The sequence below is a fragment of the Haliea sp. genome (assembly GCF_041395985.1).
Classification (GTDB): domain Bacteria; phylum Pseudomonadota; class Gammaproteobacteria; order Pseudomonadales; family Halieaceae; genus Haliea.
This window is the reverse complement of sequence record NZ_JAWKZJ010000002.1, coordinates 528630-554961: the sequence shown is the minus strand read 5'-3', so window position 1 is coordinate 554961 and position 26332 is coordinate 528630. Positions and strand designations below refer to the sequence as shown.

The 26332-nt window shown below is 62.6% G+C and carries 27 protein-coding genes and 1 tRNA gene; 23 read left to right on the top strand and 5 right to left on the bottom strand.

The window, feature by feature from the left end; genetic code table 11:
* The first annotated feature begins 32 nt into the window (after nucleotides 1-32).
* The 10 genes from R3E49_RS06125 (at nucleotide 33) to R3E49_RS06080 (ending at nucleotide 9792) form a co-directional block, all read left to right on the top strand.
* Nucleotides 33-710, top strand: coding sequence for a methylamine utilization protein (locus R3E49_RS06125; protein WP_371294232.1), 678 nt, complete (start codon nucleotides 33-35; stop codon nucleotides 708-710).
* Nucleotides 688-3024, top strand: coding sequence for a putative bifunctional diguanylate cyclase/phosphodiesterase (locus R3E49_RS06120; RefSeq protein ID WP_371294231.1), 2337 nt, complete (start codon nucleotides 688-690; stop codon nucleotides 3022-3024). Before R3E49_RS06125 ends, R3E49_RS06120 begins: the two co-directional genes overlap by 23 nt.
* Nucleotides 3021-3845: a DUF3034 family protein gene (locus R3E49_RS06115; RefSeq protein WP_371294230.1), complete on the top strand. Its 825-nt coding sequence runs from the start codon at nucleotides 3021-3023 to the stop codon at nucleotides 3843-3845. The genes R3E49_RS06120 and R3E49_RS06115 overlap by 4 nt, the downstream gene beginning before the upstream one ends.
* A gap of 9 nt (nucleotides 3846-3854) precedes the next feature.
* A complete protein-coding gene (locus R3E49_RS06110) occupies nucleotides 3855-4283 on the top strand; it encodes a group 1 truncated hemoglobin (RefSeq protein WP_371294229.1) in 429 nt (142 codons plus the stop codon).
* Between the two features lie 110 nt (nucleotides 4284-4393).
* Nucleotides 4394-4852: a hypothetical protein gene (locus R3E49_RS06105; protein ID WP_371294228.1), complete on the top strand. Its 459-nt coding sequence runs from the start codon at nucleotides 4394-4396 to the stop codon at nucleotides 4850-4852.
* Between the two features lie 88 nt (nucleotides 4853-4940).
* Entirely contained in the window at nucleotides 4941-5351 is a 411-nt protein-coding gene (locus R3E49_RS06100; protein WP_371294227.1) for a hypothetical protein, read from the top strand.
* A gap of 1 nt (nucleotide 5352) precedes the next feature.
* A complete protein-coding gene (locus R3E49_RS06095; RefSeq protein WP_371294226.1) occupies nucleotides 5353-7050 on the top strand; it encodes an FAD-binding oxidoreductase in 1698 nt (565 codons plus the stop codon).
* Nucleotides 7051-7114: 64 nt separating this feature from the next.
* Nucleotides 7115-7191, top strand: a tRNA-Arg gene (locus R3E49_RS06090).
* Nucleotides 7192-7543: 352 nt separating this feature from the next.
* A complete protein-coding gene (locus R3E49_RS06085) occupies nucleotides 7544-9103 on the top strand; it encodes an ATP-binding protein (protein ID WP_371294225.1) in 1560 nt (519 codons plus the stop codon).
* Nucleotides 9100-9792: a response regulator transcription factor gene (locus tag R3E49_RS06080; protein WP_371294224.1), complete on the top strand. Its 693-nt coding sequence runs from the start codon at nucleotides 9100-9102 to the stop codon at nucleotides 9790-9792. The genes R3E49_RS06085 and R3E49_RS06080 overlap by 4 nt, the downstream gene beginning before the upstream one ends.
* Before the next feature lie 110 nt (nucleotides 9793-9902).
* Here R3E49_RS06080 and R3E49_RS06075 read toward each other — a convergent pair whose 3' ends face one another.
* Nucleotides 9903-10457 carry a hypothetical protein gene (locus tag R3E49_RS06075; RefSeq protein ID WP_339638503.1) on the bottom strand — a complete coding sequence of 185 codons (555 nt, stop codon included), beginning with the start codon at nucleotides 10455-10457 and terminating at the stop codon, nucleotides 9903-9905.
* 68 nt (nucleotides 10458-10525) lie between these two features.
* Nucleotides 10526-11197, bottom strand: coding sequence for an OmpW family protein (locus tag R3E49_RS06070; protein ID WP_371294223.1), 672 nt, complete (start codon nucleotides 11195-11197; stop codon nucleotides 10526-10528).
* 250 nt (nucleotides 11198-11447) lie between these two features.
* Between R3E49_RS06070 and R3E49_RS06065 the strand changes: the two genes are divergently transcribed.
* Both R3E49_RS06065 and R3E49_RS06060 read left to right on the top strand, forming a co-directional pair.
* The gene (locus R3E49_RS06065; RefSeq protein ID WP_371294222.1) at nucleotides 11448-12860 is read left to right on the top strand and encodes an amidase; all 1413 of its coding nucleotides are present in this window, start codon (nucleotides 11448-11450) and stop codon (nucleotides 12858-12860) included.
* 9 nt (nucleotides 12861-12869) lie between these two features.
* The gene (locus R3E49_RS06060; protein ID WP_371294221.1) at nucleotides 12870-14069 is read left to right on the top strand and encodes a pyridoxal phosphate-dependent aminotransferase; all 1200 of its coding nucleotides are present in this window, start codon (nucleotides 12870-12872) and stop codon (nucleotides 14067-14069) included.
* Between the two features lie 42 nt (nucleotides 14070-14111).
* Here the strand turns inward: R3E49_RS06060 and R3E49_RS06055 are convergent, their stop codons facing one another.
* Nucleotides 14112-14777 carry an energy-coupling factor ABC transporter permease gene (locus R3E49_RS06055; protein ID WP_371294220.1) on the bottom strand — a complete coding sequence of 222 codons (666 nt, stop codon included), beginning with the start codon at nucleotides 14775-14777 and terminating at the stop codon, nucleotides 14112-14114.
* A 164-nt stretch (nucleotides 14778-14941) separates the two neighbouring features.
* Here R3E49_RS06055 and R3E49_RS06050 point away from each other — a divergent pair, with 164 nt between their 5' ends.
* The 5 genes from R3E49_RS06050 (at nucleotide 14942) to R3E49_RS06030 (ending at nucleotide 18386) form a co-directional block, all read left to right on the top strand.
* Nucleotides 14942-15640: a tellurite resistance TerB family protein gene (locus tag R3E49_RS06050; RefSeq protein WP_371294219.1), complete on the top strand. Its 699-nt coding sequence runs from the start codon at nucleotides 14942-14944 to the stop codon at nucleotides 15638-15640.
* 73 nt (nucleotides 15641-15713) lie between these two features.
* Entirely contained in the window at nucleotides 15714-16031 is a 318-nt protein-coding gene (locus tag R3E49_RS06045) for a PepSY domain-containing protein (RefSeq protein ID WP_371294218.1), read from the top strand.
* Complete coding sequence (locus R3E49_RS06040; RefSeq protein ID WP_371294217.1) at nucleotides 16024-16335, top strand: PepSY domain-containing protein; 312 nt, start codon at nucleotides 16024-16026, stop codon at nucleotides 16333-16335. Before R3E49_RS06045 ends, R3E49_RS06040 begins: the two co-directional genes overlap by 8 nt.
* Nucleotides 16336-16365: 30 nt before the next feature.
* A complete protein-coding gene (locus R3E49_RS06035; RefSeq protein ID WP_371294216.1) occupies nucleotides 16366-17034 on the top strand; it encodes a response regulator transcription factor in 669 nt (222 codons plus the stop codon).
* Nucleotides 17031-18386: a sensor histidine kinase gene (locus tag R3E49_RS06030; RefSeq protein ID WP_371294215.1), complete on the top strand. Its 1356-nt coding sequence runs from the start codon at nucleotides 17031-17033 to the stop codon at nucleotides 18384-18386. Before R3E49_RS06035 ends, R3E49_RS06030 begins: the two co-directional genes overlap by 4 nt.
* Before the next feature lie 6 nt (nucleotides 18387-18392).
* Here R3E49_RS06030 and R3E49_RS06025 read toward each other — a convergent pair whose 3' ends face one another.
* Together R3E49_RS06025 and R3E49_RS06020 are read right to left on the bottom strand one after the other, a co-directional pair.
* Entirely contained in the window at nucleotides 18393-19541 is a 1149-nt protein-coding gene (locus tag R3E49_RS06025; protein WP_371294214.1) for a class I SAM-dependent RNA methyltransferase, read from the bottom strand.
* Nucleotides 19542-19544: 3 nt separating this feature from the next.
* A complete protein-coding gene (locus R3E49_RS06020) occupies nucleotides 19545-20462 on the bottom strand; it encodes a bile acid:sodium symporter family protein (protein ID WP_371294213.1) in 918 nt (305 codons plus the stop codon).
* A gap of 91 nt (nucleotides 20463-20553) precedes the next feature.
* Between R3E49_RS06020 and R3E49_RS06015 the strand changes: the two genes are divergently transcribed.
* From R3E49_RS06015 to R3E49_RS05990, 6 genes are all read left to right on the top strand, one after another.
* A complete protein-coding gene (locus R3E49_RS06015; RefSeq protein ID WP_371294212.1) occupies nucleotides 20554-21258 on the top strand; it encodes an AzlC family ABC transporter permease in 705 nt (234 codons plus the stop codon).
* Nucleotides 21255-21560 (top strand): AzlD family protein, encoded by a 306-nt coding sequence (locus R3E49_RS06010; RefSeq protein WP_371294211.1) that lies wholly within the window; start codon nucleotides 21255-21257, stop codon nucleotides 21558-21560. Before R3E49_RS06015 ends, R3E49_RS06010 begins: the two co-directional genes overlap by 4 nt.
* 130 nt (nucleotides 21561-21690) lie before the next feature.
* Entirely contained in the window at nucleotides 21691-23271 is a 1581-nt protein-coding gene (locus tag R3E49_RS06005; RefSeq protein ID WP_371294210.1) for a wax ester/triacylglycerol synthase family O-acyltransferase, read from the top strand.
* Between the two features lies 1 nt (nucleotide 23272).
* A complete protein-coding gene (locus tag R3E49_RS06000; RefSeq protein WP_371294209.1) occupies nucleotides 23273-24292 on the top strand; it encodes an SDR family NAD(P)-dependent oxidoreductase in 1020 nt (339 codons plus the stop codon).
* Nucleotides 24293-24343: 51 nt separating this feature from the next.
* On the top strand, nucleotides 24344-25099 hold the full coding sequence (locus R3E49_RS05995) for an alpha/beta fold hydrolase (protein WP_371294208.1): 756 nt from the start codon (nucleotides 24344-24346) through the stop codon (nucleotides 25097-25099).
* Between the two features lie 88 nt (nucleotides 25100-25187).
* Nucleotides 25188-26243, top strand: a complete 1056-nt coding sequence (locus tag R3E49_RS05990; protein ID WP_371294207.1) for an HD-GYP domain-containing protein — start codon at nucleotides 25188-25190, stop codon at nucleotides 26241-26243.
* The last annotated feature ends 89 nt before the right edge of the window (nucleotides 26244-26332 follow it).

The window sequence follows — 26332 nt, the reverse complement described above, 5'->3', positions numbered from 1 at the left end:
CATCGCGTCCCTGGACAGGATGGTCTTGAAGTATGCGAGTTGGTGTAGTGCAGCTGCCCGTATTGGCGGTAGCCTGGGTACTGTGTTTTAGCGAGGTGAGCGCCGGCGAGTTGCAGGTGCGGCTCGCGGGCAGTGATGGTGAACCGGTTCCGTTCGCGGTGTTGACCGTGCCGGGTGTCGAGGCGGCGCCCGGAGTGCCGCAGAACGGCGCCAGGGTGGACCAGCGCGAGCGGCGCTTTGATCCCCTTGTCACCACCATCACCCCTGGTACGGAGGTGACTTTTCCCAACAGCGACGACACCCGCCACCATGTCTATTCCTTCTCCCCCGGCAATGCCTTCGAGCTCAAGCTGTTCCGCGCCAACGACGCCCCGCCGGTAGCGTTCAATGCCCCGGGTGTGGTGACGCTGGGTTGTAATATCCACGACAGTATGAGGGCCTATCTGTACGTCAGCGCCAATCCCAGTGCGGTAGTGACTGACGCAGAGGGCAGTGCGACCCTGCGTTGGGAAGGGGCCGCGACAGCCATTGAAGTGTGGCATCCGCAGCTGTCTGAACCACTGCAGTTCCCACTGCCGGCGGATGGCGCTGGCTCGCTTGCGCTGGAGTTGCCCATGGCCTGGCAGGACCCTCAGGGCAGCAAATCAGACTCTGAACTGGAAAATATGCTGAAACGATTTAGCCGCGATGCGAATCAGCTTTCGCAATAAGCTCCTGCTGCTGATTGGCGGGCTCCTCGCGGTGACATTGGCGAGCAGCCTGCTGGCAGTCATGCGCGCCTCCAACACGGCGGTCGAGAGTATTGTGCGCGACGAACTGGAAGTCGTGGAACGGGTGTTTCGCTCCCTGCTGGAAGTAGACCGGGAACAGCTACGCGGAAGGGCGCAGGTCCTGGCTGCGGATTTCGCGTTCAAACGTGCGATTGCCACCGGTGAACAGGCGACCATGCTCAGCGTGCTGGCCAACCACGGGGAGCGCATAGCAGCAGATTTCGTCGTTATGCTGTCCCGTGAGGGTGACATCCTGCTCAGCACCCACGAGGTCAAACGCCTGCCCGAGAGCGTCGCTGCTGTATTGCGTGAGAAGGCCACCGGCGGCACCGCGATCCTGGCCCTGTTTAACGGAGAACCCTTCCAACTGGTCCTGGTGCCGGTATTTGCACCCGATCTGATGGGTTGGGTCGGCCTGGGCACAGCCGTGGATGAGTCTATGCTGGAAGCCCTGCGGACGCTCACCAATGCCGAAATCACACTGCTGGCCCAGAGCGGCGGAGAGCCGGCGCGCGTGTTGCACTCCACATTGCCGGAGGGCTTGAGCGCGGAGCTGCAAGCGCTCGCGCAGCCTGAGCCCGCAGCCACGTCGGCGATGACGCGCTGGGTCACTCGCGACGTGCCGTTGCTGAATGAAGGCGGTGCGCGTCTTACAGCCCTGCTCTCGCAATCGCTGGAGCAGGCACTGCAGAACTATGCGCCGCTGCGCCAGCAGATGATCATCATTGGCTGCGTGGCATTGCTGCTGGCCTTCCTGACCGCGCTACTCATCGCTCGCGGCGTGACCCAGCCCATCTATGCACTGGTGCGTGCCGCCCGACGTATCGCGGACGGTAATTACACGCACCGGATCGAGCTGCGTTCCGGCGCCGAGTTTGGCATGCTCGCAGACACCCTGAACCTGATGCAGGACACCGTCTCGGAGCGTGAGGCGCGCATCCGCTACCAGGCCCAGCATGACATGCTCACCCGTCTGCCGAATCGCAGCTACATTGCCGGGGCTTTCAACAGTCGGCTGGCGGAACCCAATGCAGAGAGCCACTACGCCATGGCCCTGCTGGAACTCGGCAATCTGCGAGAGCTGACGGACCTGTACGGCAACGACTTCAGCGACAGCGTGCTGCAGGCGGTGGCAGAGCGCGTCAGCAACAGCCTGCGCCGCGGCGATATGGCAGCCCGCATTGCCGACTCCCAGATCCTGCTGTTCTTCGACGCGTTGACGCACGCCGGCGTGGATGTGGTGCTGGACAAGCTGCGCGGCGACTTTGCCTCGCCGCTGTCGATTGAGGGTATCCCGGTGCGCGTTGAGCCCTTGCTGGGCTTCGTGTTCGCACCGCAGCACGGCCAGGGGTTTGAGGAGCTGTTACGTCGAGCGCAGATTGCGCTGGGCAATGCGCGCAACGTCAAACACGGCTATTCGTTCTATGAAATCGGACAGGATGAGAACCACCTGCGCCAGATTACCCTGGCACACCGTTTACAGGCGGCCGTGGATGCAGAAAACTTCCGCATGGTCTACCAGCCCAAATATGACATGGCTGATCACCGTGTGCTGGAGGTCGAGGCGCTGATGCGCTGGAACGACCCTGAGTTGGGTGAGGTGTATCCCGACGAATTCATTCCGGTGGCGGAACAAACCGGCATCATCACCGATATCAGCATGATTGTGCTGCGACTGGTGCTTCGCCAGATCCAGGATTGGGAGCGCGCCGGGCTTGAACTCACCGTCTGTATCAATCTGTCGGGGGCCGACATTCTGCAGCTGGACTTCGTGCGCCACGCGATCAAACAGCTGGCCAGCTCCGGCCTGGACAGCAGTGCGGTAGTGTTTGAGATTACCGAAACCATGATGATGTCGGATATGGATCTCGCGCTGGCCAACATCCGCGAGTTCGAACAAGTGGGTATACGCCTGGCCATCGATGATTTCGGCACGGGCTTTTCCTCCCTGGCGCAGCTTAAAACCCTGCCGGTGCAGGAGCTCAAGATCGACAAGAGTCTGGTGCTGCAGCTGGACCAGGACGCAGACGACCAGCAGATCGTTCGCTCAACCATCGAGATGGCGCACTATCTGGGCCTGAAGGTGGTTGCGGAAGGTGTGGAGAACATCGCCTCCCTGCGTCTCCTGCAGGCAATGGGTTGTGACGCCGTGCAGGGTTATTACATCGCCCGGCCGATGTCGGCAGCTGACCTGGAAACCTGGTTGGGTGACCTGCCTGTGCCGGTGCTGGCTATTCGGGGAGAGCCGGCATGATGACAGTGCGCGCGTCCGTCGCGGCGCTGGCGCTCTGTCTGGCTGCCACTTCGCAGGCCGACAGCCGGTTGCTGGCGACGGGTGGCGCGAGCAGCATAGAAGGGCAGGCGGGTGGCGGCATCACTCCCTGGGCGGTTATCAGCGGTTACGGTGATGTCGGTGAATGGGGCGGTGCCCTGGGCCTGAGCAGGGTTGAGGTCGACGATTTCCAGCTGGATACGCAGAGTGCCAGCCTGGGCTTCGACAACCGCCTGGAGTTCAGCGTCAGCCGCCAGGACCTTCAGGTTGAGCCGCTGGGCCTCGCGATTCGCCAGGACGTGTTCGGGGCAAAGGTGCGACTGGCGGGGGACTTCATCTACGGCAGCACACCGCAATTGACGGCGGGCCTGCAGTACAAGCGCAACCGCGACATGGCCGTACCGCAGGCCCTGGGAGCGGCCCGGGACAGCGGCACGGACCTGTACCTCGCCGTAGGCAAACTCTGGCTCAATGGGGTCCTGGGGCGCAATGTGTTTGCCAACGGCAGCCTGCGCTGGACGGCGGCGCACCAGACGGGTTTGCTGGGCTTTGCGGAACAGCGCGAACTGGTCGCCGAGCTCAGCGCCGGCCTCTTTCTGGATCGCCACTGGGTTATCGGCGCCGAATATCGGCAAAAGCCCGACGGCCTGCAGGCCGTGGCCGAGGACGACTGGGCTGATATTTTCCTGGGCTGGTTTCCCAACAAGCGTGTCGCCGCCGTGCTCGCCTGGACCGAGCTGGGTGACATTGCGGGTCTGGAGGACCAGAGCGGCTGGTACCTGTCAATTCAGTTGAGCCAGTAGGAGCCGGAGATGTCTGATGCGCTGAAAGTCTTGTTGGCCTGTACCCTGCTAGCAGCGGGCTGCACGCCGCAGGTTCATTCGCCGCGACCGCTTTACACCCAGCTGGGTGGCCAGGCGGGTATAGACAGAATTGTCGATGGCCTGCTGTGGGAGATAGCGGAAGACGCGGAGATCCGTGCGTTGTTCGCCGACACCGACATTCAACGTTTCCGCAACAAACTTGCTGAGCAGCTCTGCGCGGTCAGTGATGGCCCCTGCGTTTACACGGGTGACAGCATGCGTGAAACGCACCGCCATCTCGCCGTCACCTCCGCCCAGTTCAACCGTCTCGTCGATGACCTGATCCGGGTCATGGAACAGGAACGGATCGCCGTCGGCGCGCAGAACGCGCTGTTGCAGCGACTGGCAGCCATGCACGGTGATATCGTCGCGGAGTAGGCCTGCAGTGCATACGGTCGCTCGTCCGACTTTACTCCGCAGCGCGAGCTGTGTAGTCTCAAGGGGTCCTGTGCGGACGCGACAACACAACCAAATCAAGGGGTGATTGTATGAAAACACAAAAAGTAGCGGGTGCCGTACTGGCAACGATGATGGTCTTCGGACTTTCTGCATGCAGCAAGGAAGACGCCGAGGCGGTGAGCGAGTCGGCTTCCGATGCCATGAGCACGGTGGTGGAGAAAGCGGAAGAGGCGGGCAACGCCACAGTGGAAGCGGCAGGCAATGCCATGGACGCAGCGGGTGACGCCATGGACGACGCGGTTGATGCTGCCGGCGATGCCATGGACAGCGCTTCCAGCTCAGCCAGCGACGCGATGGACGAGGCAGGCAATGCCATGGACGATGCCGTGCACGATGGCAAGCAGATGGCGGAAGATGCCATGCACGATGCGGGTCAGGCCGCTGAAGATATGCAGCATGAAGCCGGGCAGGCCATGGACGACGCCAAGGAAAAAGCGGGCGAGATGGCTGACGACGCCAATGCAGCTGTCAAGGACGCCATGCAGTAACTGTCGTCGGGGCAGTTCTTTCCGGTCCGTTTTGGACCGGCCTTGAGGAACTGCCCCACCTTCCCCGCAAGGCACGCTGGAGGTCATCATGCTGGTTCGTTCTGTCTGTCTGTCGAGTGCGCTGTGTATGATGCTTACGGCCCCCGTGTCCTGGGCCGACCAGGCGATTACTGAGAGTGGTTGGCTGGAACTGGTGAAAGGCCACCTTGATGCTGACTCCGGTATCACCGTCGGCAATGTAGAGCCCGGCGAAGCCACCGGTGAACGCAAAATCACCCTGATCATTCCCAAGGCGCGTGTGGCCTTCGACCCTGACGCACTGGAAGAGGTGAGGGTGGTGGGGCGCCGTCCCGAGCCCATCGACATCCTGCCGGACTTCCGCTACGAGTGGGTCGCGGACTATGACAACGACAACTACGGGTTGATCATCCACCTGAAAGACGATGGCAGCCTGCCGTTGCGTCTCTACATGGAATCCAGCACAGGCTTTATCCGCTGACGTGAGCGCCTCGCCTGCAACCCTCGGCCACCGGCGTGTGCTGCGCTTCTGGGGCTGGGGTTACGCCGATGAGGTGTTGGATGCGGCCGAGGAAACACGTCTGGCTGACCTGGTGTCGCTGCTGGGGGGCGGGTCGCCTGTTGCCGCACCGACGCTGGCGGATTTCACGCTACCCGCGCCACGCATCACTCCACCCGCGCCGCTGCAGGCCATCTGCTCCGCCTCACCCTACGACCGCCTGTCCCATGCCCTGGGCAAGTCGCTTGCCGACAGCCTGCGCCTGCTGCACCGCACGGTGCCGGCAGTGCCGGATCAGGTAGTCTTCCCACACAGTGAGGGGCAACTCGAAGCGGTGCTTGACTGGGCGAGCAGTGTGCGTGCTGCGGTGATTCCCTTCGGTGGCGGCACCAGCGTCTGCGGTGGTGTCGAAGCCGATATCCCGGGCGACTACGACGGCGTGCTGTCCGTCGACCTGCAATACATGAATCGCGTGCTGGATGTTGACCGCAGCAGCCGGGCGGCGCTGATCGAGGGGGGCGCCCTGGGCCCCGAACTCGAGGCGGCCTTGAAACCCGCGGGGCTGACGCTGCGGCATTTCCCCCAGAGCTTTCAGTTCTCCACCCTGGGGGGCTGGATAGCGACCCGCGCCGGCGGCCACTACGCCACCCAGTACACGCACATCGACGACTTTGTCGAGAACCTGCGCATGCTGACCCCCCGTGGTGTGCTGGAGACGCGCCGCCTGCCCGGCTCCGGCGCTGGCCCGTCCCCCGACCGGATGCTGATCGGCTCCGAGGGGACGCTCGGCTTTATCACCCGCGCCTGGATGCGGGTGCAGGACCGCCCGCGCTACCGCGCTTCGGCCAGCGTGCACTTCCCCGATATGGCGCGGGCCACCCCTGCGGTTCGCGCCGTGAGCCAGGCAGCGCTGTTTCCCAGCAACTGCCGCCTGCTGGACCCGGCGGAAGCGCTGCTGAACGGTGTCGGTGACGGCACCACAGCGCTGCTTGTGCTGGCCTTTGAATCCGCCGATCACCCGCTGGATGCCTGGCTGGCGCGTGCGCTTGAGTTGATGGCAGACCACGGCGGGCGCTGGGATGCCGAGGCGGTGCAGCGCTCCCTGCACGGCCAGGATGACAGCGCGGCGGCGGAGCACCGGCAGGGCGCAGCGGGCACCTGGCGTGACCAGTTCCTGCGTGCGCCCTATTATCGCAACTACCTGACACCCCGTGGCGTCATGGCGGATACCTTTGAGACCGCGATCACCTGGGACCGCTTCGACGCTTTCTACACCGGTGTGCGCGCTGCACTGGAGCGCGCCATTCGCGAAGCAACCGGGGCAGATGGCCTGCTCAGTTGCCGTTTTACCCACGTCTACCCCGATGGCCCTGCACCGTACTTCACCTTCTATGCGCGAGGCACCGACCGGGGTGACATGCAGGCGATGCTGGACCGCTGGCGGCATATCAAGCGTGCCGCCAACGCGGCGGTCACCGGCCTTGGCGGCACGGTGACACACCACCACGCCGTGGGGCGGGATCATCGTCCAGCGGGCTATGACGAGCAGGTGCCAGCGCTGTTCCGCGAAGCCTTCGCCGGCGCTCGCGCCGTGCTCGATCCGCAGGGCATGATGAACCCGGGCGTTCTGGTCGACACGCCGTCCCGCGGCGCGGTGGCGGGCGGGGTGCTGAGCGATTGACGTGTTTTTGGCGCGGGGGGACTTGACGAACAGGGTATCGATACCTATAGTAGCGCCCCTCAACGCGCCTGTAGCTCAGCTGGATAGAGTACCTGGCTACGAACCAGGCGGTCGCACGTTCGAATCGTGCCAGGCGCGCCATATCAAACCCGCATTGCTGTAGGCCTTGCGGGTTTTTTTTGGGCTCTACCCAGTCAAGGGGACGGGCGCTCATCTGTATCCCATCGAACATACCGTCCCACCCTCAGCGGGGCGGTACTCTCAAAAGTCAGTCCTCAAAGCTCGGTCCTTCTCAGGCTCGTGGTACTTTCTAACGGACATGCAATTCCTTACCTGTGCCGCGATTATGCTCTGTCGGGGCAGATTTCCTGCATGGTCGTAAAACCACTCTGCCCGCCGCAGACGTATGTATGAGCACCCCGGTATACTGACAGGCAATCGCTGATCCACTCGTGCATGGATATCCTGGTCAGCGTCACACGGCAACCGACTCATGTATAAACGAAAGCTTTTCTATTTCGGGTTTACCACCGCGTTCATTCTGCTGGTGGCGTTGATCAGCACCGCGATATCGGCGCACCTCACCCGAGACAATCTCCGCCAAAGCACCATTGCCCAGTCCCTGCTTGTCGAACATGAGAAGCTGGCGGGCACGTCCTATCGCCTTTTCAAGCAACTTACGGATGAACTGATTTTCGGTCGCAACGCCAATCAGGCTTTTGTGCGCAAGAAGCAGCTTGCGATCCAGGAGTCGCTCGACAGGATTCGTCAGTTGGAACTTGAGCAGCGGGAAGCTCTGGGTGTGGCTATCACGCAGGGCAGCGTCGAGGACACTGACGAGCTTGTGCGTCTTATTGATCATATTATCGGTGAGTTCCAGGCGGTGGTTGTCAGTAACAATGGCTTGCCGCTAAATCAACAGGAACAGCTGCGCAACCTGCTCGAAGTGACGATTGATGACGAGTTCAGAGAGTCGATCAACGCCGCTGTATCACGGCAGAGCCGTGTGGTTGCCGCGATCAATGCCAGGATAGATACGCTCAACATTGTTATCGTCTGGTTCACCATAGGCCTTGCTGGCTTGTCGCTGCCATTGATCATCTACGGCTGCTACTGGCTCTTCAACCAGCTTTACCAACCGCTTGTATTGATTCAGGGGGCAACCAATGCCATCGCCTCCGGGCATTACGATAGCCCCATAGCCGTCACCCTGGACGATGAGTTTCAGGCCCTGGCGATGTCCATCAATCAGTTGGCGGTGCGTCTGCAGGAGCATGAGGCCAACGAGTTGGAATCGCGGCAGAAACTCGAGTTTGATGTGAAGCAGAGAACGAGTGAGTTGACGGAGGCGAACCTGCAGCTGACCAAGATCGACTCGCGGCGTCGGCAGTTTATCGCCGATGTGTCGCACGAGCTGCGGACCCCGCTCACCATCATCAGGGGTGAGGCGCAGGTCACGTTGCGGTTGCAGTCGGCCTCCGAAACGGATTTTAAAGAGACGTTGCGCGCGATTCTGGACCAATCGGTCAAGTTAAGCCGCCTGGTGGACGACCTGCTGCTCTTGACGCGGGCAGAGATGAGTCAACTGCACCTGGAGTTCAGCAATAATGAGCTGGAGCCGCTGCTTGAGCAGGAAGTGGCCAAGTGGCAGAAGCTCAATACCGAGCGTACGTATACCCTGTCTGTTGAACCCCAGCTGATCAATGTCCCGCTGGCGATCGACAAACCGCGGATTCAGCAGGTGGTGTCCATCCTGCTGGACAACGCGACCAAGTATTCAGAGGCAGGTAAACCGGTGGAAATTGCAGCCCGTGCCGGGGAGGAGCTGGTTACGATCTCAGTGAGGGATTCAGGCGGCGGCATTTCCGCGGCGGAAGTGGACAACATATTTGAGCGATTCGTGCGCTTCAGCAAGCACAATCAGGGCCTGGGCCTCGGTTTATCCATCGCAAAAGCCATCGTAGAGGCGCACGGTGGGCAGATTATGGTTGAGTCGGTGCAGGGGCAAGGCTCCTGTTTTTCCTTTACGTTGCCGACTGAGCGGCGGTCATGAGCATTCTTCTGGCCGACGACGAAGCACCGCTGCTGCATTTCCTGGCACGTGGATTGCGCGCCGAGGGTCACGCCTGCACCACACTGACCGACCTGCATGACGTAGTACCCTTCGCGCGCAAGCACTCGCCCGACATCGTGGTGCTCGACCGTCTGTTCGGTTCACAGGATAGCCTGCAGATTATCAGTGTTATCAAGGCCTTACCTGAGCCACCCATGATCCTGATGCTGACGGCGTTGGACGATGTCAGCGAAAGGGTCCGGGGCCTGCAGGAGGGTGCCGATGACTACTTGTGCAAGCCTTTCGATTTCGACGAGTTTTTGGCGCGCATCACGGCGCTGCAACGGCGCGCCGGTGCAGTGCCGCGTGACAGCCGGAGCACGCTGGAGGTCGGCACGCTGGTGCTGGAGCGGGAGGAACGGGTCGCGCGGGTGAAGGGCGCGGAGATGTCGCTGACCAAGATTGAATTCGAGCTGCTGATTTACCTGACCGAGAATCAGGGAAAGGTGTTATCGCGGGAACGCATCCTGAACCGTGTTTGGAAAACGCACAGCGATCCGCAAACCAATATTGTCGATGTCTACATCAGCCGCCTGAGGCGCAAACTGGTAACCGACGCGGATATCGCGATCCAGACATTGCGGGGCAACGGGTATCGGCTTGCCTTACGGGAACGCCCGGAGGTCTGAGCGGCGAGGCGCCAGTTGCGAAGTCGGCACGAAAAAAAAAGCGCCCGCGTGGAGGCTGGCGCTGCCGGAATGTTTGCCGCTCTTACCGCGGCAAAAACCGTGTGGTTAGATCAGTTCTGGTATTCCAGCGAGGAGTGGTGCAGCACGATCCGCACATCACCGGCGTCATCCTTCACGAAGCCCCAGGTTTTGTCGACAGACGTCACACTGCCGTCTTTGCCGGTGAAATGCACCTTGCCAATTGTGGAGGCACTGTCACCCGCGATGAATACGGCGTTGTTGTCAATCTCGCACTTCTGCCAGCCTTTGAGCGCGAAGCCTGTATCGCTGGGGAAATTCGGGTCGCCACCAACAAAATAGGACAGCGCGCCTTCACTGGTGGGACGGAAAGTCTGCGGTTTCACGGTCAATGTGGGTTTGAAGAGGACTGCACCCATCTGATAGCCGTAAGCCGCATCGATGACGTTCTTAGCGAGTGACTTGGCGGCTGCCTGGCCTTTCTCCTCGTGGGTTTTGCTGATATCGACCAGCGCCTGGCACCAGCCTTTCTGTGCCGCCAGTACCTCCTGCTCCGAGAGGCCCTGATTCACCACGACGGCGCTTGCGAAGGCCTGGCTGGAGGCCAGAACGAGTGCGGAAATACCTGCGGCTGCTTTAAGTTTCATGGTCTAACTCCTGTGTTGGATGGTATGTGGCGGGAAAAATAGTCCGTTGGTCAAGGTCTTCCTGCGCGCTAGAAGCGATAGCCGATGGAAAGGGTGTACACCATCGGATCAATTTCGATGGAGTCCACGCGTCCGGGCGCCCCGTTTAGGGTGAACGAGGCCTCCGTATCGATGTCAATCCAGCGTACCGATCCGTTGACGAACCACTGGTCGCTGATCATGTAGTCAACGCCGACTTGTGCGGCGAAACCCCAGGAATCGTCCAGCGACAGGTTCGCCAACCCCGCGTCCGCGTTCGGGCCGGTAAATTCCTCATCGAAAAACACCGTGTAGTTCAGGCCGGCGCCTACGTAGGGCTGGAAGGCGCTGGATGGCGCGTTGAAGTAGTAGTTGACGGTAACGGTCGGGGGTAAGTGGGTGACTTCGCCCAGGCGATTGCCCGTGCCCAGGGGGTCGCTGACGCCAAAGTCAACATCGTGGGTAAACGGCGTGGCGGCCAGCACTTCGACATTCAGCCTGTCCGTGAAAAAGTAGGCGAGGTTGAGGCCGAGTTGGGTATCGTCGCCCACCGCCAGGTCGACCCCGAGGTCTGCACCGACAAATATGTTTGACGAGGAGTCGTCAGGTGACACATTTGCAAGCCCGGCACGTACGATGATATCGCCTTGCTCGAATGCGAAAGTGCTTTGCGATGCCGCCGCCACAGACAGAGCGATCAATCCAAGTTTGATGTTTTTCATAAGCTCCCTTTACTGGTTACGTTTAACCGAGGGAAATACTAGCGGGCGTCTCTGAAAAACACCTTTCGCAAAGATTAAAAACAGATTAACGGGGAGTTCGGTGCCGGCTCTTGGTCAGGCCGCCCGGCAAATCCGGGTATTTTGCATTTCAACCAACGCTGATTGACAGCGCTGCTCCCGGGGGCATACGGTCAGGGTTTGAGGCATTGCACTGCCAAACGATCCGTTGGCTAGATATAAGGAGCGTCGCATGAGTAATGAGATTGTCGCCATGACAGCGATGGAGTTGTTGTCCCGCTACCGTGATGGCAGCCTCTCCCCGGTAGAGGCCACCGACGCGATGCTCGGCCAGATTCGGTCCCTGGATCCGGCGGTGAATGCCTATTGCCTGGTCGATGAAGAAACTACCCTTGATATTGCCCGGGCCTCGGAACAGCGCTATCAGAAGCGTGCGCCGCAGGGTGTGCTCGACGGTGTGCCGGTTGCCGTGAAGGACGTGTTCCTGACACCGATGTGGCCGACGCTGAAAGGGTCCCGCACGATCGACCCTGCGAGCACACTGGGCAAGAGCGCGCCCTGTGTGGCGGCCCTCGAGCGCCACGGCTATGTGCCGCTGGGTAAGACCACAACACCGGAGTTTGGCTGGAAGGGCGTGACCGACAGCCCGCTGTGTGGTCCTACCAACAACCCGTGGAATCCCGAGAAAACCGCAGGCGGATCAAGCGGTGGTACCGGAGCCGCCGTGGCATTGGGCATGGGGCCCATCGGCCTCGGCACCGATGCCGGGGGTTCGATACGCATTCCCGCGGCGTTCTGCGGGATTGTCGGTCACAAGCCCTCTTTTGGGGAAGTGCCGCACTGGCCCGCCAGTCCGTTCGGCACCCTGGCCCATGCCGGCCCGATGACCTGGACGGTTGAGGACTGCGCCCTGCTGATGAATGTGATCACCGAAGCGGATCACCGGGATGCCAATGCGGTGCCGCGTCGAGGCATCGATTACCTGGCCGCGCTGCGCGATGGGGTCGCCGGCATGAAGATTGCGTTCAGTCCCAATCTCGGTCATGTCGAAGTTACCCGGGAGGTGGAGACGAGCCTGCGCGAGGCGGCCCAGGTGTTCCGGAGCCTGGGGGCATCGGTCGTCGAGGTGGACCCGAGTTTCAGCGATCCCCTCGGCTCTTTCGGCCACCTGTTTTATGGCGGCGCTGCGAATGCGATGCGCGACCTTGGGGCGCGCAAGCGGGAGCTCATGGACCCGCAACTGGTCAGCGTTGCAGAGAAGGCGGCGCGGCTGTCCATGCTGGATTACCTGGCGGCGATGAACGAGCGCGCGGCGCTGTGCGAGCGCATGGCGAGCTTTCACCAGAAATACGATCTTCTGTTGACCCCGACGTTGCCCATCACGGCGTTCAAAACCAATCGGGAGGTGCCCGAGGACTGGCCGAGCACGCGCTGGCCTACCTGGACGCCCTTTACCTACCCCTTCAACATGACTGGACAGCCGGCCCTGTCCGTACCCTGTGGATTCTGCAGTGAGGGCCTGCCGATTGGCCTGCAGCTGGTCGGCGCGAAGTTTGATGATGCCCGGGTGTTGCAGGCGGGCTACGCATACCAGTGCGCCGCGCCACTGACCGCGCAGCGTCCCCCGATGTTCACGCAGCGCTGAGGAAACGGCATGGGCGATCTGGATAGCGATTTCTACGAGAGCGAGGACCCGGTCTGGAATCCGGCCCTGCTGGCGATTCCCATGCCCGGTATTCGCAAGATGGTGAACCTGGCCTCCACCATGGAGGACGTCATACACCTCTCCATCGGCCAGCCTGACCTGCCCGCGCCGGCGCATGTGGTGGATGCCACGGTGGCGGCCCTGCAGGCAGGGCAAACCGGCTACACCATGGACGCCGGCTTGCCGGAGTTGCTCGAGGCGCTGTCCGACTACTACGGCGCCCGCTACGCCCGCGAGCTGACGCCCGACAACATCCTGGTAACCACGGGCGCCACCGAGGCCATATACCTCGCATTGACGGCGACCTCGTCCTCCGGACGCGAGTTCATCATTCCGGAGCCCTCGTTCATGCTGTATGCGCCTCTGGTGCGGATGAACGGTGGCACGGTCAAGACCATTCCAACCCGGGCGGAGAGTCATCACCAGCTGGACCCGCAGGACGTCATCGATGCGATCAGCGCTGACACCTGCGCCATCGTGCTCAACTCGCCGAGTAATCCCACCGGCACGCTGTACCCCCGCGAGACCATCGAGGCCATTGTGCAGGAGGCGGCGTACCGCGGTGTGTATGTCATCAGCGACGAGGTGTATGACCACCTGGTGTACGACGACAAGACCTACCCCAGTGTACTGTCCTGCTGCTCCGACCTTGATCATGTGATGGTGATCAGCAGCTTCTCGAAAACCTTCAGCATGGCGGGCATGCGCGTGGGCTGGTTGATCGCCAGCCAGGGCGCGATCAAGAAGCTGCGTCGCTACCACATGTTCACCACCACGGTGGCAAATACGCCCTGCCAGTGGGCGGGGGTGGCAGCGCTGCGCGGTGAACGGGACTTCGTCGACACTATGCTGCAGGTGTACACGCAGCGTCGTGATCGCGTGGTGGAACTGGTCAGGCAGACACCGTTTCTGGAAGGCTACAAGCCGGAAGGGGCTTTCTATATCTTTCCGGCGCTGCCCGAGGGCATCAACGGCAATAATGTGGCGTTGCGTCTGCTCAAGGAGACAGGGGTGTGCACCATTCCGGGTGAGACCTTCGGCCCCTCCTGCAGCAACGCCCTGCGCATCAGCTATTCCACCTCCATAGAACATATCGAGGAGGCCTTCCGGCGTTTAATCCCCTGGATGGAAAGGCAGGACTTCGCCTGAGGTTTGCAATGCCCTGCGGTATCCCCTGCTGGATCAGGGCCTCTAGCCGGAGAAATAGTGCTCGTCGTCAAAGGTTTTTACCAGGTCGGGGTAGAACACGGTGAGCGCCGTGATCACCATGCCGTTGATGAAACCCTCGGGGAACAGTAGCAACAGCGCGGCAGGCCAGTTCTCCAGCGCCAGCGTCACCAGTGCCTGCTGCCCCGACACCCAGAGCAGTGCCACTGCACTCAGGGTGGCCGCCAGTGAGGACAGGGCGCCTCCACCGAAGCCTGCTCCCAGCATGTAGATAAACAGATTCTGCGCGCGGGTGTTGCGCAGCTGATACACCAGCCAGCGCGATACCGTCGCCGGCACCGCGACCGTCAACAGCCAGGCGGCCGGAACGGAAATCGCGGGCTGGCCGATCGCCAGCGTGTGTGCCAGCACCGCTGCGCTGCCGGCGAGGATGGCGAAACGCCAACCCAGTATCAGGGTCAGCGCGGTCATGCCAAGGAAGTGCACGCGCACGCCATCAATCACGGGAAATGAAATCAGCCACAGGCCCAGGCAGGCAATCGCCCCACCGAACAACAGATGGGCGCGGTTTGGTGCCTGACGCACCGCCGCCCAGTTGGCCGTCCACAGGCAGGCCGCGCAAACGAGCGACATCAGGCCCAGCAAAAGGGCACTGAGATACACGGGGATGAGGTGAACGGACAGGGTCATGCACCGATGATAGCCCTGTGACTCCCCGCTATGCCAGAGACCGGCGCGGCGGATGCCTGCGCGCCGCTGGTGTAGAGCCAGCCCGTGCGGGAACCTATCCCGCTGTGTCATGGTCCTATGTGCTTACACAGACGTATCAACTCCAACACGCAGAGGCGCTAACGATGGATGTGTCAAACCTGTTAAATCAGCTGCTCGGCGCTTCCGGTGGCCAGCAGCGCGGTACCTCAGGGCCTGCAGCTGGTTCCTCGACGGGCGGCGGTGTCGCCGATTTCCTTGGCGGCCGGGGCGGTGCTGCGCTGGCCGGTGGGGCGCTGGGTTTGCTGCTGGGCAGCAAGAAGGGCCGCAAAATGGGCGGCAAGGCCCTGAAGTACGGTGGTGTGGCCGCGCTGGGTATGATGGCCTACAAGGCCTACGGCAACTGGCAGGCCAGCTCGGCCCAGGGCGCTGCACCGGCGGCCGCGCCACCGCAAACCGTCGACAGAGTCACTGGCCCGGCGCTGGAGCAGCACTCGACGGCGGTGTTGAAGGCAATCATCGCTGCGGCCAAGTCCGACGGTCATGTGGACGATCGTGAGCGGCAGCTGATTGACGAGGGCCTGCGCGGCATGACATCGGATCCGCAGCTGCTCCAATGGGTCGACCGCGAGCTGCGGAAACCCCTGGACCCGGTCGAGGTGGCCTCAGCCGCCGGCAACATGGAGATCGCTTCGGAAATGTACCTGGCCAGTGTGCTGGTGATTGATGAGCAGAGTTTCATGGAACGCAGCTACCTTGAGGAGCTGGGCCGCCAGTTGAAGCTGCCTGCGGAACTGCTGGCGGAACTGAATAGCCAGGCCACTGCGGCACAGGCGGGTAACTGAGGCATCGATTTCAGATTGGATTAAGGATGCCCTGTTAGGATCTCCACTGGTTTCTATCACTGGAGTACAATTCATGAAAAATGTTGCAAACACACTTTCCACCCTGGTTGTCGCGCTGCTCGCTTCGGCGCCCCTGGCGGTCGTGGCGGATAATGTGAATCACCACGAGGCGTTCCAGTTGCAGGAAGCCGGCACGATCCAGTCGTTTCAGGCACTCGGGGATATCGTGCTCGGTTTGCACCCCGGTGCCACCATCACGGATACCGAGCTGGAGCAGGAGTTCGGCCGTTACATCTATGAAGTGGAACTGCGTGATGCGTCGGGCCTGGAGTGGGATGTGTATCTGGATGCCGCGTCGGGCGAGATAATGAAAAACGTGCGTGATGACTGATTTACGCTACCGGCTGCTGGGTCTCGCAGCAGGTGTGCTGGGCAGTGGGATCGCAGCGGCAGGCGACGTCGATCATCGACAGGCGCTTGAGCTGCGTCGCAGTGGCGTGATTCTGCCTCTGGAAACGATGCTGGCAACCGTGCAGGACCGCTATCCGGAGTCGACCGTCGTCGAGGTTGAGCTTGAGCAGGAAGCGCGAGGGTTTATCTACGATATCGAGATCTTCAATGCCGCGGGTGAGCTCAGGGAACTCGAGCTGGATGCACGCACCGGCGAGATATTGCAGGATGCGCTTGAAGACTGAACGGGCCGCCGGATTATCGGCCGAGTATCCATGCGTCTTTTGCTAGTCGAGGACTCGGTTGCCCTGGCGGACGAGCTGCTGCCGCAGCTCAGAAGCGAGGGCTATGCCTGTGACTGGTTGGTCGATGGCCGCGATGCCCTGGCCGCGCCCGGGGTCGACGACTATGACATTGCAGTCCTTGATCTTGGCTTGCCCGGCATGGGTGGCCTCGAGGTGCTTGCGGCCTGGCGCCGGGCAGGGCATCGGTTCCCCGTGTTGGTACTGACGGCGCGGGACCGCTGGACCGATCGGATTGCGGGTCTGGACGCGGGTGCCGACGATTACCTCGGGAAGCCTTTCCATCCGCGTGAGCTGGCGCTGCGTCTGCGGGCATTGCTGCGGCGCAGCAACGCTTCGCCTGCAGGCGCACAGCTGACAGTGCTCGGCATAACGCTGGACGAGACGGCGCAGGCCATCTGCACGGCAGCGGGTAACGTGTCGCTGACGGCGGCCGAGTTCCGGTTGCTCAGGTACTTCATGCTGAATCCGGGCCGCCTGCTCAGTCGCTCGCAGTTGCAGGACCATGTGTATGATCACGCGTCCGAGCGCCAGAGTAATGTCGTTGAAGTCTATGTCAGTAAGCTGCGGGAAAAGCTCGGGCGTGATGCGATAGAAACCCGGCGTGGCCAGGGTTATTGCTTTGTCGGTCAACGCGCGTGAGCCGTGTTTGGCGGCGCCTGTCGTTGCGCAGCCAGCTCACGCTCGGGCTGCTTGCATGCATGTTGCTGTTGGGCGCGGCGATAACCCTCGCACTATTTCTCTACTTTGAACGGTTTCAGCAGCACCTCACTGAACAGGGACTGAGAGAGCGCAGCGAACGTTTGCTGACCGCCATGGTGTTGCGCAATGGTGAACCGGAACTTGCAATCAAACGCATCGATCCCGCCTACCAGCGGCCGCTGTCGGGGGACTACTTCGTTATCCGCATGAACGGCCGGGAGTGGCGCTCGCGGTCCCTCTGGGATTACGAGATGCTCCAGCATCAGCCGCCAGCCAACGGCAGGCTCCAGCGCCTGCCGGGGCCTGTAGGTCAGCGCTTGTTGCTGCAGTCGGAGGTGTATGAACGCTTTGGTCAGCGCGTGGTGATTACGGTGGCCAGTGACTACGCGCCGTTGCGTGTCGAGTTTCAGCGAGCGCTCTGGCAGTTTACCGGACTGTGGCTGGGCGTATTGATGCTCGCACTACTGGGCATGCAGGTCTATGTGCGCCTTGCCCTGGCGCCGTTACAGCGCGCACGCAGTGAGTTGCAGGCGGTTCGAGAGGGACGGCAAACCGGGCTGTCCGAGGCGGTTCCTGCGGAGCTCGAACCGCTGATCAGCCAGATCAATGACCTGCTCGAGCACACGCGCGGGTCGTTGCAGCGTTCGCGCACGGCCCTGGGCAATTTCGGACATGCCCTGAAAACGCCGCTGGCAGTGCTCGCGAATCTGGTGGCACGCAGCGAGCTTGATGAGCACCCTGTCTTGCAGGCGCAGTTGCGTGAGCAGGTGGACTCGATAGCAGGCCGTGTGCAGCGCGAGCTGGCGCAGGCCCAGTCTGCGGCCGACAGTCACGCGTTTGAGCCCTTCCTGCCGGAGCAGGATTTGCAGCAGCTCGCGGCCGCCCTGGAGAAGGCGCATGGTCGTGCATTGGAGGTGCGCTGGGAGGTGGCGGGCGTTGATGTTGTCGGACTGGATCGTTCAGACCTGCTGGAGATCTACGGCAATGCACTCGACAACGCCTGGAAGTGGGCCCGCTCCACGGTGCTTGTGCGAATTGCCCCCCGCACTGACCACTGGCTGCTCGAGGTGGAAGATGACGGCCCCGGTATAGCCGATGTTGCGGATCGCCAGAAGGCACTGCTGCGTGGTGCGAGGTTGGACGAAAGCGTGGCAGGGCAGGGCCTGGGCCTGGCCATCGTCGCCGATATCGTGCAGGCCTACGGCGGGCAGGTGAGCCTGCATCGCTCTGCGCTGGGCGGCTTGAAGGTCAGCGTTATCCTGCCTCGAAGGATGGCGGCTGCATTGCACTGAGCGGGGTTAACGCTGTAGCCAGCAGAGCAGCTCTACATGCGGTGTATGCGGGAACAGATCCAGCGGCTGCAGTTCTCGCACGGTCAGGCCGGCCTGGAGCAGGAGCTGCAGGTCGCGGCTGAACGTCGCCACATCGCAGGAAATATAGAATACGTCCCGGTATGCGTGCTTCTTCGGCAGCAGGGCAGCGATGTGTCTGAAGCCATCGCGGGGTGGGTCCAGCACCAGAACACTGGACGTCGCCGTACGGGCTTGCAGCCGGTGACACTCGGCCTCGATAAACAGGTTGTGACACAGTGCGCGGGTTCCCGGCAACTCGCGTGCGGCGAGCTGAGCGACGCTCTCGGCTACGCCTTCCACCGCCTGGATAGCCTGGAAGCCGCAGGCCGCAATCACCTCGGTGAAATTGCCCGAACCCGCGAACAGCTCGGTGACCGTGCGCGATGGATCGAGGCTCTGCAGCCGCTCTGCCAGCCAATGGCGCATAAAGCTGTTCTGTGCACTGTTGCCCTGGCGGAACGGACGTCGCTGGTTCGCTACCACCTCATCGGCCTGCATCGCCTCATCCACATCCAGGGTCGTCCAGCTGTGTTTGCGTTGCGGTTTCCAGGCGTTATTCGGGAGCTGGCCCAGCAGGGTGCGCAGCGTGTCGCGGTTGTCGGCAGTCAGGACGGGGCAGTCGCTGATCGGGGCAAGACGGTTGGAGCCTGCAGCGACGAACCCCAGTTGACGTCCATCCGTTTTGAACTGTGCACGATTGCGGTAGCCAAGAATTTCCGGCGCTGGCCGCAGCGAGGCAATGCGCGCATCGATGCCATGGCGAGCCAGCGTCTTGCGCACCCGCTGCTCCATGGCGGCGCACTGTGCCCGGTAGTCCATGAACTGCCAGGGGCAGCCACCGCAGTCGCGATCGCCGACACCGTGATGGGGGCAGGGCGGTGTAACACGCGCCGGTGCAGGTTCCAGCAACGCCACCAGCTGCGCAAACCCGAAGCGCTGTTTGAACCCGGTGACCCGGAAGCGTGCGGTTTCTCCCGGCCAGACGCCGGACACAAAAAATACCTGGCCCGTTGGATGCTCCACGATGCCGCGGCCGTCCGTGGCGAGGTCCCGCACCGTGGCGGTGAATCCCTGATGCAGTGCAGCGGGTTGCACGGTCTAGCCTGCGTCCCCGGCGCTGGCGGCCGGCGCTGCATTGCCCTTGCGGCGCAGGCGAATCAGCGCCGCGCCGATAAGCAGTTGCAAGCCGCCATAGAGCAGTAGCGTCAGCAGCGCCAGGTTGCCAATCGGCGCCAGCACCGGGTCGGCGGCGGGGAAAATGGAGACTTTCAAGAGGACGCCCAGGTTGATATTGCGCACCACCACCTCGAGCTCGATGGCGGTCGCCTTGCTGCGGTTCATGCCGGTGAGCCGTGGCACCAGCCATCCGGCCACTGCCAGCGCGACGCTGAACAGGACGACCAGCAGCACATTCCCGGCCCCAAAGGCCGCGGGGTCGAAGCGTCCGGCGAGCAGGGAGCCCACCACAATCAGCAGGACACCCAGCAGTGAACCGCGTATGCACCACAGCGAGAAGGCGGGAGCCTGGCGCGGGTAGTAGCGCAGGAACAGCATGCCGATCAGCAGGGGCAGCAACAGGGTGCAGCCGATCTCCAGAACGATGCCGAGTCGCGGCATGACAAAGTCCGCCGGCAGGTGCTGGCCGATCAGCAGGTCGAGGATCAGCGGTGTGGTAACCAGGCAGGCGACGGTGGTGAGTGTGGTGATGCTGATGGAGAGCGCGATATCGCCGCGCGCGAGGTAGGTAAATATGTTGGATACAGTGCCGCCGGGAATTGCGGCGATCAGGGCAATACCAACCGCGACGCCCGCGGTCACGCCGGGCCAGCTGATGAACAGCAGCGCCAGCAAGGGCACCATCAACAGCTGTACCGCCATGCCGGCCGTGATGGGCCGGGGAGCGCGGGCAATGTCCTGAAAGTCACGACCGGTGAGCGTGGCGCCCATACCGAGCATGGCCAGAATCAGCTGCACGGCTGCAATGCTGTACTCATGTGCAATGTAGAGTTCACCCATCCGTCGCCTGTCCTCTGCGCGCGCCTCTGCTCAAAGCCCGCAAGTATGCTGGTATCATGGTGCGCTCACAACGGTCACAGGTGACATCCTCATGAGCACCCCAGTCGCCCCGGCGCTGTCCTTTGCCGAATGCAGGCGCGGTTTCTGGCGCCTGCTGCCGCTGTCGCTGTTTGTGGCGGCCTTCGGTGCGGCCTTCGGCCTTGCCGCCGTGCAGGCCGGCTTGCAGCCTGTGGAGATCGTGGTGATGAGCGCCACGGTATTTGCCGGTACGGCGCAATTCGCGGCACTGGATCTGTGGGGTGCCCAGGTGCCGCTGGTGCCCCTGTTGGTTACCACCCTGGCAATCAATGCGCGCATGCTGCTGATGGGGGCGACGCTGTATCCCTGGCTTGCCCTGGTGCCGCCGCGTCGCCGCTACGCATCACTGATCACCCTTTCGGATGCCAACTGGGCGATGGCGCTCAACGACCTGCAGTCCGGACGCAACACCCTGGGCGCCCTGGTGGGCGGCGGTCTGGCCATCTGGCTGACCTGGCTGGCAGGTACGCTTGCCGGCATGGTGTTCGGTGGCCTGATCGCAGATCCTCGTGCCTTCGGCGTGGACATGGTACTGGGCTGCTTCATGCTCAGCATGGCGCTTGCGGGGCGGCGCACCCTGCGCACGGTGGCTGCCTGGGTTGCGGGCGGGGTGGCCGCCTGGGCAGCCCTGCGCTGGTTGCCGGCCAATACCCATGTGGTGGCAGGGGGGCTCGCTGGCGGTCTGGTCGGCGCGCTGTGGCTGGAGCGTGAACCATGATTGCGACGACCGGCGCCGGCGCCCTGCTGATTATCGCCTGCATGGCACTGGTCACCCTGCTGGTGCGCTTTGGCGGGGTGTTCATCATGGGGCTGATCCCGCTCAATCGACGTGTCGAGGGTTTTATCAATGGCATGGCGGGCTCGGTGCTGGTCGCCGTGCTGGTCCCCATCGGCCTGCAGGCGGACAGTGGAGGGCGGCTGGCGCTGTTGGCCACAGCGGGGATGATGTTCTGGCTGCGCCGGCCAATGCCGGCGATTGCCCTGGGTATCGCGGTGGCGGCGTTGTACCGGGCGCTGTAGACGGGCAGCCTGTGCTGAGTCAATAAACCGGCGGTTTGTCTGCAAGAACGCACCGGCGGGTCTTCCTGTCACCGGCAACACGCGTTACCGTAGCAGGTAGCAGACACTGCCACTCAGGGGGACGACGCGTATGCAGCAGCTGTCGGGACAGGACGCCATGTTTGTGCATGCAGAACTTGAAGGCATGCCGCAGCACATCGGCGGTATCAGTATCTACGACCAGAGTACGGCGCCGGGCGGGAAAGTCCGCTTCAAGCAGATTCTCAAGCTGATGGAATCGCGCCTGCACCTGTCGCCGATCTTCAGGCGCAAGCTGGTGAGTGTGCCCCTGGGACTGGGCCAGCCCTACTGGGCCGACGACCCGGATTTCGACCTCGAATACCATGTGCGGCATATCGCGCTGCCCAAGCCCGGCGACTGGCGCCAGCTGTGCATTCTGGCCGCGCGCATCCATTCGCGCCCGCTGGCGCGCGACAAGCCTCTATGGGAGATGTACATCATCGAGGGGCTGGACAATGTGCACGGCCTGCCGAAGGGGTGCTTTGGCATGTTGCTGAAAGTCCACCACGCGGCGATGGACGGTGCCACGGGCTCACGCTTCATGAGCCTGATGCTGGATACCTCGCCAACGGTGGCGCGGGTCGCGGAGGCGCCGCCCTGGGAGCCGGATATACCCTCTCGGGTTGGCATGTTGAGCAAGGCCTACAGTGACGCCTGGAAGATGCCCGGCAAGGCCCTGCGCCTGGTGGGGCAGGCGGTGCCGATGTGGCTGCGGCTGCGCAAGGGGTATGCGGAGCACGCCTTCGAACCTCGCCCGCCGGCGCCGAGAACCCGCTTCCAGGGGCGTATTTCGCCGCACCGGGCGGTTGACGCGGCACGCTTTGACTTTGAGGCGGTGCGCAGCCTCCGCCAGCTGTGCCCCGGCAGTACCATCAACGACGTTATGCTCGCCGTGGTGTCGGGGGGGCTGCGTCGCTACCTGCAGGCGCGCGACGAGTTACCTACCAACGGCATGGTGGCTGGCTGTCCGATCGATGTGCGCACGCCGGAAGAACAGATGGCTGGCGGCAATATGGTCGGCTTTATGGGGGTTGGGCTGTGCAGTGATGTCGAGGATCCGGTGCAGCGACTGCGCGCGATCAACCAGGAAAGTCGCCAGGCCAAGGCCTATGCAGCAGCGGTAGGCCCCAAACTGGCACTGGAGCTCACAGACCTGGTGCCGGGTAATCTGCTGGCACTGGCCCTGCGCCTGGCATCGGCCACCGGGCTGACGGAATCATCGGTGATGTTCAATACGGTAGTCACCAACGTCCCTGGCCCGCCGTTTCAACAGTATTTCTGCGGGGCGCGGCTGGTTGATGCCCTGAGCCTCGGGCCGCTGCTGCCCAGCATCGGCCTGTTTCACGTGGTCTATAGCGCCGTGCAGAACCGGCAGGGCACTATCACGCTGTCCTTTACCGCCTGTCGCGAGATGCTCCCGGATCCGGCGACCTATGTGGCGTGCCTGGAAGCCGCGTTTCAGGAGTTGCTGGCACAGCTGCCCACGTCGACGCCGGCGAGCAGTCCGGCTGCGGCAACGGCCGGAGCCCCGCGCAAAAACACCCGCAAGGCAAAATCCGCGCCGAAAACACCGCGGTCGAAGGCTGCGCGGGCCAGGCCCAGGGCTGGCGCGAAAGCGCGGCCAAAAAGCGACACCGCGGCGGATCGCTGAGATGCGCGTCATGATCACCGGTGCCACCGGTTTTGTCGGCTTCCATACCGCACAGGCGTTACTGGCCCAGGGGCACGAGGTGAGCCTGCTGGTGCGCAGCGTCGACAAGATGCTGACCCTGTTTGGCGAAGACCGCGTGCAACAGGTTGTGCGCGGCGATGTGACGGACGCAGCGCAGGTTGCGCGCGCCCTTGATGGCTGTGATGCCGTTGTGCACTCCGCTGCGATGGTCTCTACCCATGCAGCGGATGCGGAGCGCGTCTGGCGCACCAACGTTGAAGGTACGCGCCTGGTGATCGGCGGCGCGGTGGAGCGCGGCATTGACAGAGTCATCCACGTCTCCAGTGTGACGGCGCTGTACGATCCGCGGGCCGACACGCTGACTGAGGACTCCCCGCCGGGCAGGGCACGCAATGCCTACGGGCGCTCCAAAGTGGCTTGCGAGGAATATGTGCGGGGCCTGCAGGCCGAAGGTGCAGCGGTGCAGATCACCTACCCGGCACAGGTGATCGGCCCGGATGACCCCGGCCTCACCGAGCCGCACCAGGGTCTGCAGATGTTGTTGAAAGGCATCATCCCGATCACTTCGTCCGGCACGCAGTATGTCGACGTGCGCGACATTGCCGAGGTGCATCGCAGGCTGCTGGAATCCCCGGCGCCGAGTAATCGCTATGTGCTGGGAGGACATTATCTCGACTGGCGGGAGGTGGCCGAGAACCTGCAGGAGATTACCGGGCGACGGTTGCTCACGGTGCCGATGCCCGGCCTGGCGGCCCGTCTCAGTGGGCGCCTCTATGACCGGCTGAGTGGTCGTTTGCCGGTTGATCTGCCGTTCGGCCTGGAGGCCATGGAGTACGCAACACGCTGGGTGCCGCTTGACAACTCGCGCGTGGAACGGGAGCTGGCGTTTTGCTTCCGCCCCCTGCAGGACAGCCTTTACGATACACTGCATTGGCTTTACGACAGTGGCCACATCAGCCGGCGGCAGGCCGGCCGCGTGATTGAACCGCAGGTGAGATGATCCGCCCACAAACCGGGGCGTATAACCCACTATAAGTGAGGTACCCGAGTCATGTCAGTAGCCAACGTAACCCCGCCGCCGCGACCACCGCTTATTCGTCACAGTGTCACCGAGGTGGGGCGAGTCTTTCTCGAAATGGGTGGCAGTGCCCTGCTGCGCCCGCTGTTGCGCCGCCTGCCCCGCGGCGATGGCCACAGTATTATCGTGTTGCCCGGGTTCATGGCTGCCGATGCCTCCACGGCGGGCCTGCGCAACTTCCTCAATGCACAGGGTTACAACGCCATGCCCTGGGGGCTGGGGCGGCACGGGGGCGGAGATCGCGCTGCCAGCCTTGAGGCAGCCCTTGCGGCACGCAGTGACACGGAAAGTCGCGTTGCGTCTTTGGTGCACAGCGAATTCCAGCGCACCGGGCGCAAGGTCACCCTGATAGGCTGGAGCCTGGGTGGGCTCGTGGCGGTGGCGTTGGCGCATCGCCACCCGGACTGGTTGCGCCGTGTGATCACCCTGGGTACACCCTACGGCGACCCGCGCGGTACCGCACTGTACCGGGTAATGAGTGGCCGCAACCCGGGGCCAGCGGATGAAGAGGGCATTCGGCGCTGGGTGCAGCATGCCTACCAGGGTGAGTTGCAGGTTCCGGTGCTGGCGCTCTACAGCAAGACCGATGGCATTGTCGGGCGTGATATCGCCCAGTGTGAGGCTGACGCGCGCTGGGTGCGCAACGTGGCGGTGCCGGCGAGCCACATCGGCTTCCCGTTCAACCCCCTGGTCAGGGCCGTGATTGCGCGTGAACTGGCACAGGTATAAGGTACGGAACAGCCCGTTGCGGGGTGCACAATACGCAGCATAGTCTACACTGTCAGACGAGGCTCGCAGGCAAGTCCCAGGGAGTTACGTGGCTACAGAGAACCGCAGGAAGACATTGCTGGTTGTCGACGACATGCCGGAGAACCTGGATGTTCTCTCTGAGGTATTGCGTGATAGCTACCAGGTGAAGGTGGCAACGCGGGGTACACGGGCGCTTGAGATCGTGCGTCGTACACCGCCCGATATTATTCTGCTCGATATCATGATGCCGGAAATGGATGGCTTCGAGGTCTGCCGCCGGCTCAAGGAAGACTACACCGCCCGCCATATCCCCGTCATTTTTGCCACCGCCAGTATTGATCCCAAGGATGAACTGCGCGGCTTCGAGCTGGGTGCCGTGGATTACATTACCAAGCCGGTCAGCCCGCCCCTGGTGCTCGCCCGTGTGCGTACCCACCTGGCGCTGTACGACCAGAATCAGGAGCTTGAGCGCAAGGTGCGTCAGCGCACGGTGCAGCTCAACGACACACGGCTGCAGATCATCCAGCGCCTAGGGCGCGCGGCGGAATACAAGGATAATGAAACCGGCCTGCACGTGATTCGCATGAGTCACTATTCACGCCTGATAGGCCTTGCGGCCGGGATGGACCAGGGTGACGCAGACTTGCTCCTGAACGCCGCGCCGATGCATGATCTTGGCAAGATTGGGATACCGGACAGCATTCTGCGGAAACCGGGCAAGCTGACGCCAGCGGAGTGGGAAATCATGAAGACTCACTCCGCGATCGGGGCGGAAATCCTTGGCGACCCGCAGGGGTCCGGCCTGCTGGCGATGGCGTCGACCGTGGCCCTGTCGCATCATGAAAAGTGGGATGGCAGCGGTTATCCAAAGGGTCTCTCGGGCGAGGCTATTCCGCGTGTCGGACGCATCGTCGCCCTGGCAGATGTGTTCGACGCACTGACCAGCAAGCGACCCTACAAGGAAGCATGGCCTTTGCAAACAGCGCTGGACTGGATCGTGGGGCAGTCGGGCCGTCACTTTGACCCTCACCTGGTTGATTGCTTCCTCGACTGTATTCCCGAGATTGAACTGGTGCGCAGCCGCTATCGGGAGGACGGCGCCATTCGTCCTGCACGAGAGTAGGCCCTCAATGCATTGGTTGTCTCCCTCACGGGTATTGCTCACCCGGTTGTGTTGTCTCTTGCTTCTGTGGCCGGACATGCTGTCTGCCG

What these genes read in the sequence shown, in the direction of transcription:
- R3E49_RS06125 (WP_371294232.1), top strand. Translation starts at nt 33, where the DNA reads ATGCGAGTTGGTGTAGTGCAGCTGCCCGTATTGGCGGTAGCCTGGGTA.
- R3E49_RS06120 (WP_371294231.1), top strand. Translation starts at nt 688, where the DNA reads ATGCGAATCAGCTTTCGCAATAAGCTCCTGCTGCTGATTGGCGGGCTC.
- R3E49_RS06115 (WP_371294230.1), top strand. Translation starts at nt 3,021, where the DNA reads ATGATGACAGTGCGCGCGTCCGTCGCGGCGCTGGCGCTCTGTCTGGCT.
- R3E49_RS06110 (WP_371294229.1), top strand. Translation starts at nt 3,855, where the DNA reads ATGTCTGATGCGCTGAAAGTCTTGTTGGCCTGTACCCTGCTAGCAGCG.
- R3E49_RS06105 (WP_371294228.1), top strand. Translation starts at nt 4,394, where the DNA reads ATGAAAACACAAAAAGTAGCGGGTGCCGTACTGGCAACGATGATGGTC.
- R3E49_RS06100 (WP_371294227.1), top strand. Translation starts at nt 4,941, where the DNA reads ATGCTGGTTCGTTCTGTCTGTCTGTCGAGTGCGCTGTGTATGATGCTT.
- R3E49_RS06085 (WP_371294225.1), top strand. Translation starts at nt 7,544, where the DNA reads ATGTATAAACGAAAGCTTTTCTATTTCGGGTTTACCACCGCGTTCATT.
- R3E49_RS06080 (WP_371294224.1), top strand. Translation starts at nt 9,100, where the DNA reads ATGAGCATTCTTCTGGCCGACGACGAAGCACCGCTGCTGCATTTCCTG.
- R3E49_RS06075 (WP_339638503.1), bottom strand. Translation starts at nt 10,457, where the DNA reads ATGAAACTTAAAGCAGCCGCAGGTATTTCCGCACTCGTTCTGGCCTCC.
- R3E49_RS06070 (WP_371294223.1), bottom strand. Translation starts at nt 11,197, where the DNA reads ATGAAAAACATCAAACTTGGATTGATCGCTCTGTCTGTGGCGGCGGCA.
- R3E49_RS06065 (WP_371294222.1), top strand. Translation starts at nt 11,448, where the DNA reads ATGAGTAATGAGATTGTCGCCATGACAGCGATGGAGTTGTTGTCCCGC.
- R3E49_RS06060 (WP_371294221.1), top strand. Translation starts at nt 12,870, where the DNA reads ATGGGCGATCTGGATAGCGATTTCTACGAGAGCGAGGACCCGGTCTGG.
- R3E49_RS06055 (WP_371294220.1), bottom strand. Translation starts at nt 14,777, where the DNA reads ATGACCCTGTCCGTTCACCTCATCCCCGTGTATCTCAGTGCCCTTTTG.
- R3E49_RS06050 (WP_371294219.1), top strand. Translation starts at nt 14,942, where the DNA reads ATGGATGTGTCAAACCTGTTAAATCAGCTGCTCGGCGCTTCCGGTGGC.
- R3E49_RS06045 (WP_371294218.1), top strand. Translation starts at nt 15,714, where the DNA reads ATGAAAAATGTTGCAAACACACTTTCCACCCTGGTTGTCGCGCTGCTC.
- R3E49_RS06040 (WP_371294217.1), top strand. Translation starts at nt 16,024, where the DNA reads ATGACTGATTTACGCTACCGGCTGCTGGGTCTCGCAGCAGGTGTGCTG.
- R3E49_RS06035 (WP_371294216.1), top strand. Translation starts at nt 16,366, where the DNA reads ATGCGTCTTTTGCTAGTCGAGGACTCGGTTGCCCTGGCGGACGAGCTG.
- R3E49_RS06020 (WP_371294213.1), bottom strand. Translation starts at nt 20,462, where the DNA reads ATGGGTGAACTCTACATTGCACATGAGTACAGCATTGCAGCCGTGCAG.
- R3E49_RS06015 (WP_371294212.1), top strand. Translation starts at nt 20,554, where the DNA reads ATGAGCACCCCAGTCGCCCCGGCGCTGTCCTTTGCCGAATGCAGGCGC.
- R3E49_RS06010 (WP_371294211.1), top strand. Translation starts at nt 21,255, where the DNA reads ATGATTGCGACGACCGGCGCCGGCGCCCTGCTGATTATCGCCTGCATG.
- R3E49_RS06005 (WP_371294210.1), top strand. Translation starts at nt 21,691, where the DNA reads ATGCAGCAGCTGTCGGGACAGGACGCCATGTTTGTGCATGCAGAACTT.
- R3E49_RS06000 (WP_371294209.1), top strand. Translation starts at nt 23,273, where the DNA reads ATGCGCGTCATGATCACCGGTGCCACCGGTTTTGTCGGCTTCCATACC.
- R3E49_RS05995 (WP_371294208.1), top strand. Translation starts at nt 24,344, where the DNA reads ATGTCAGTAGCCAACGTAACCCCGCCGCCGCGACCACCGCTTATTCGT.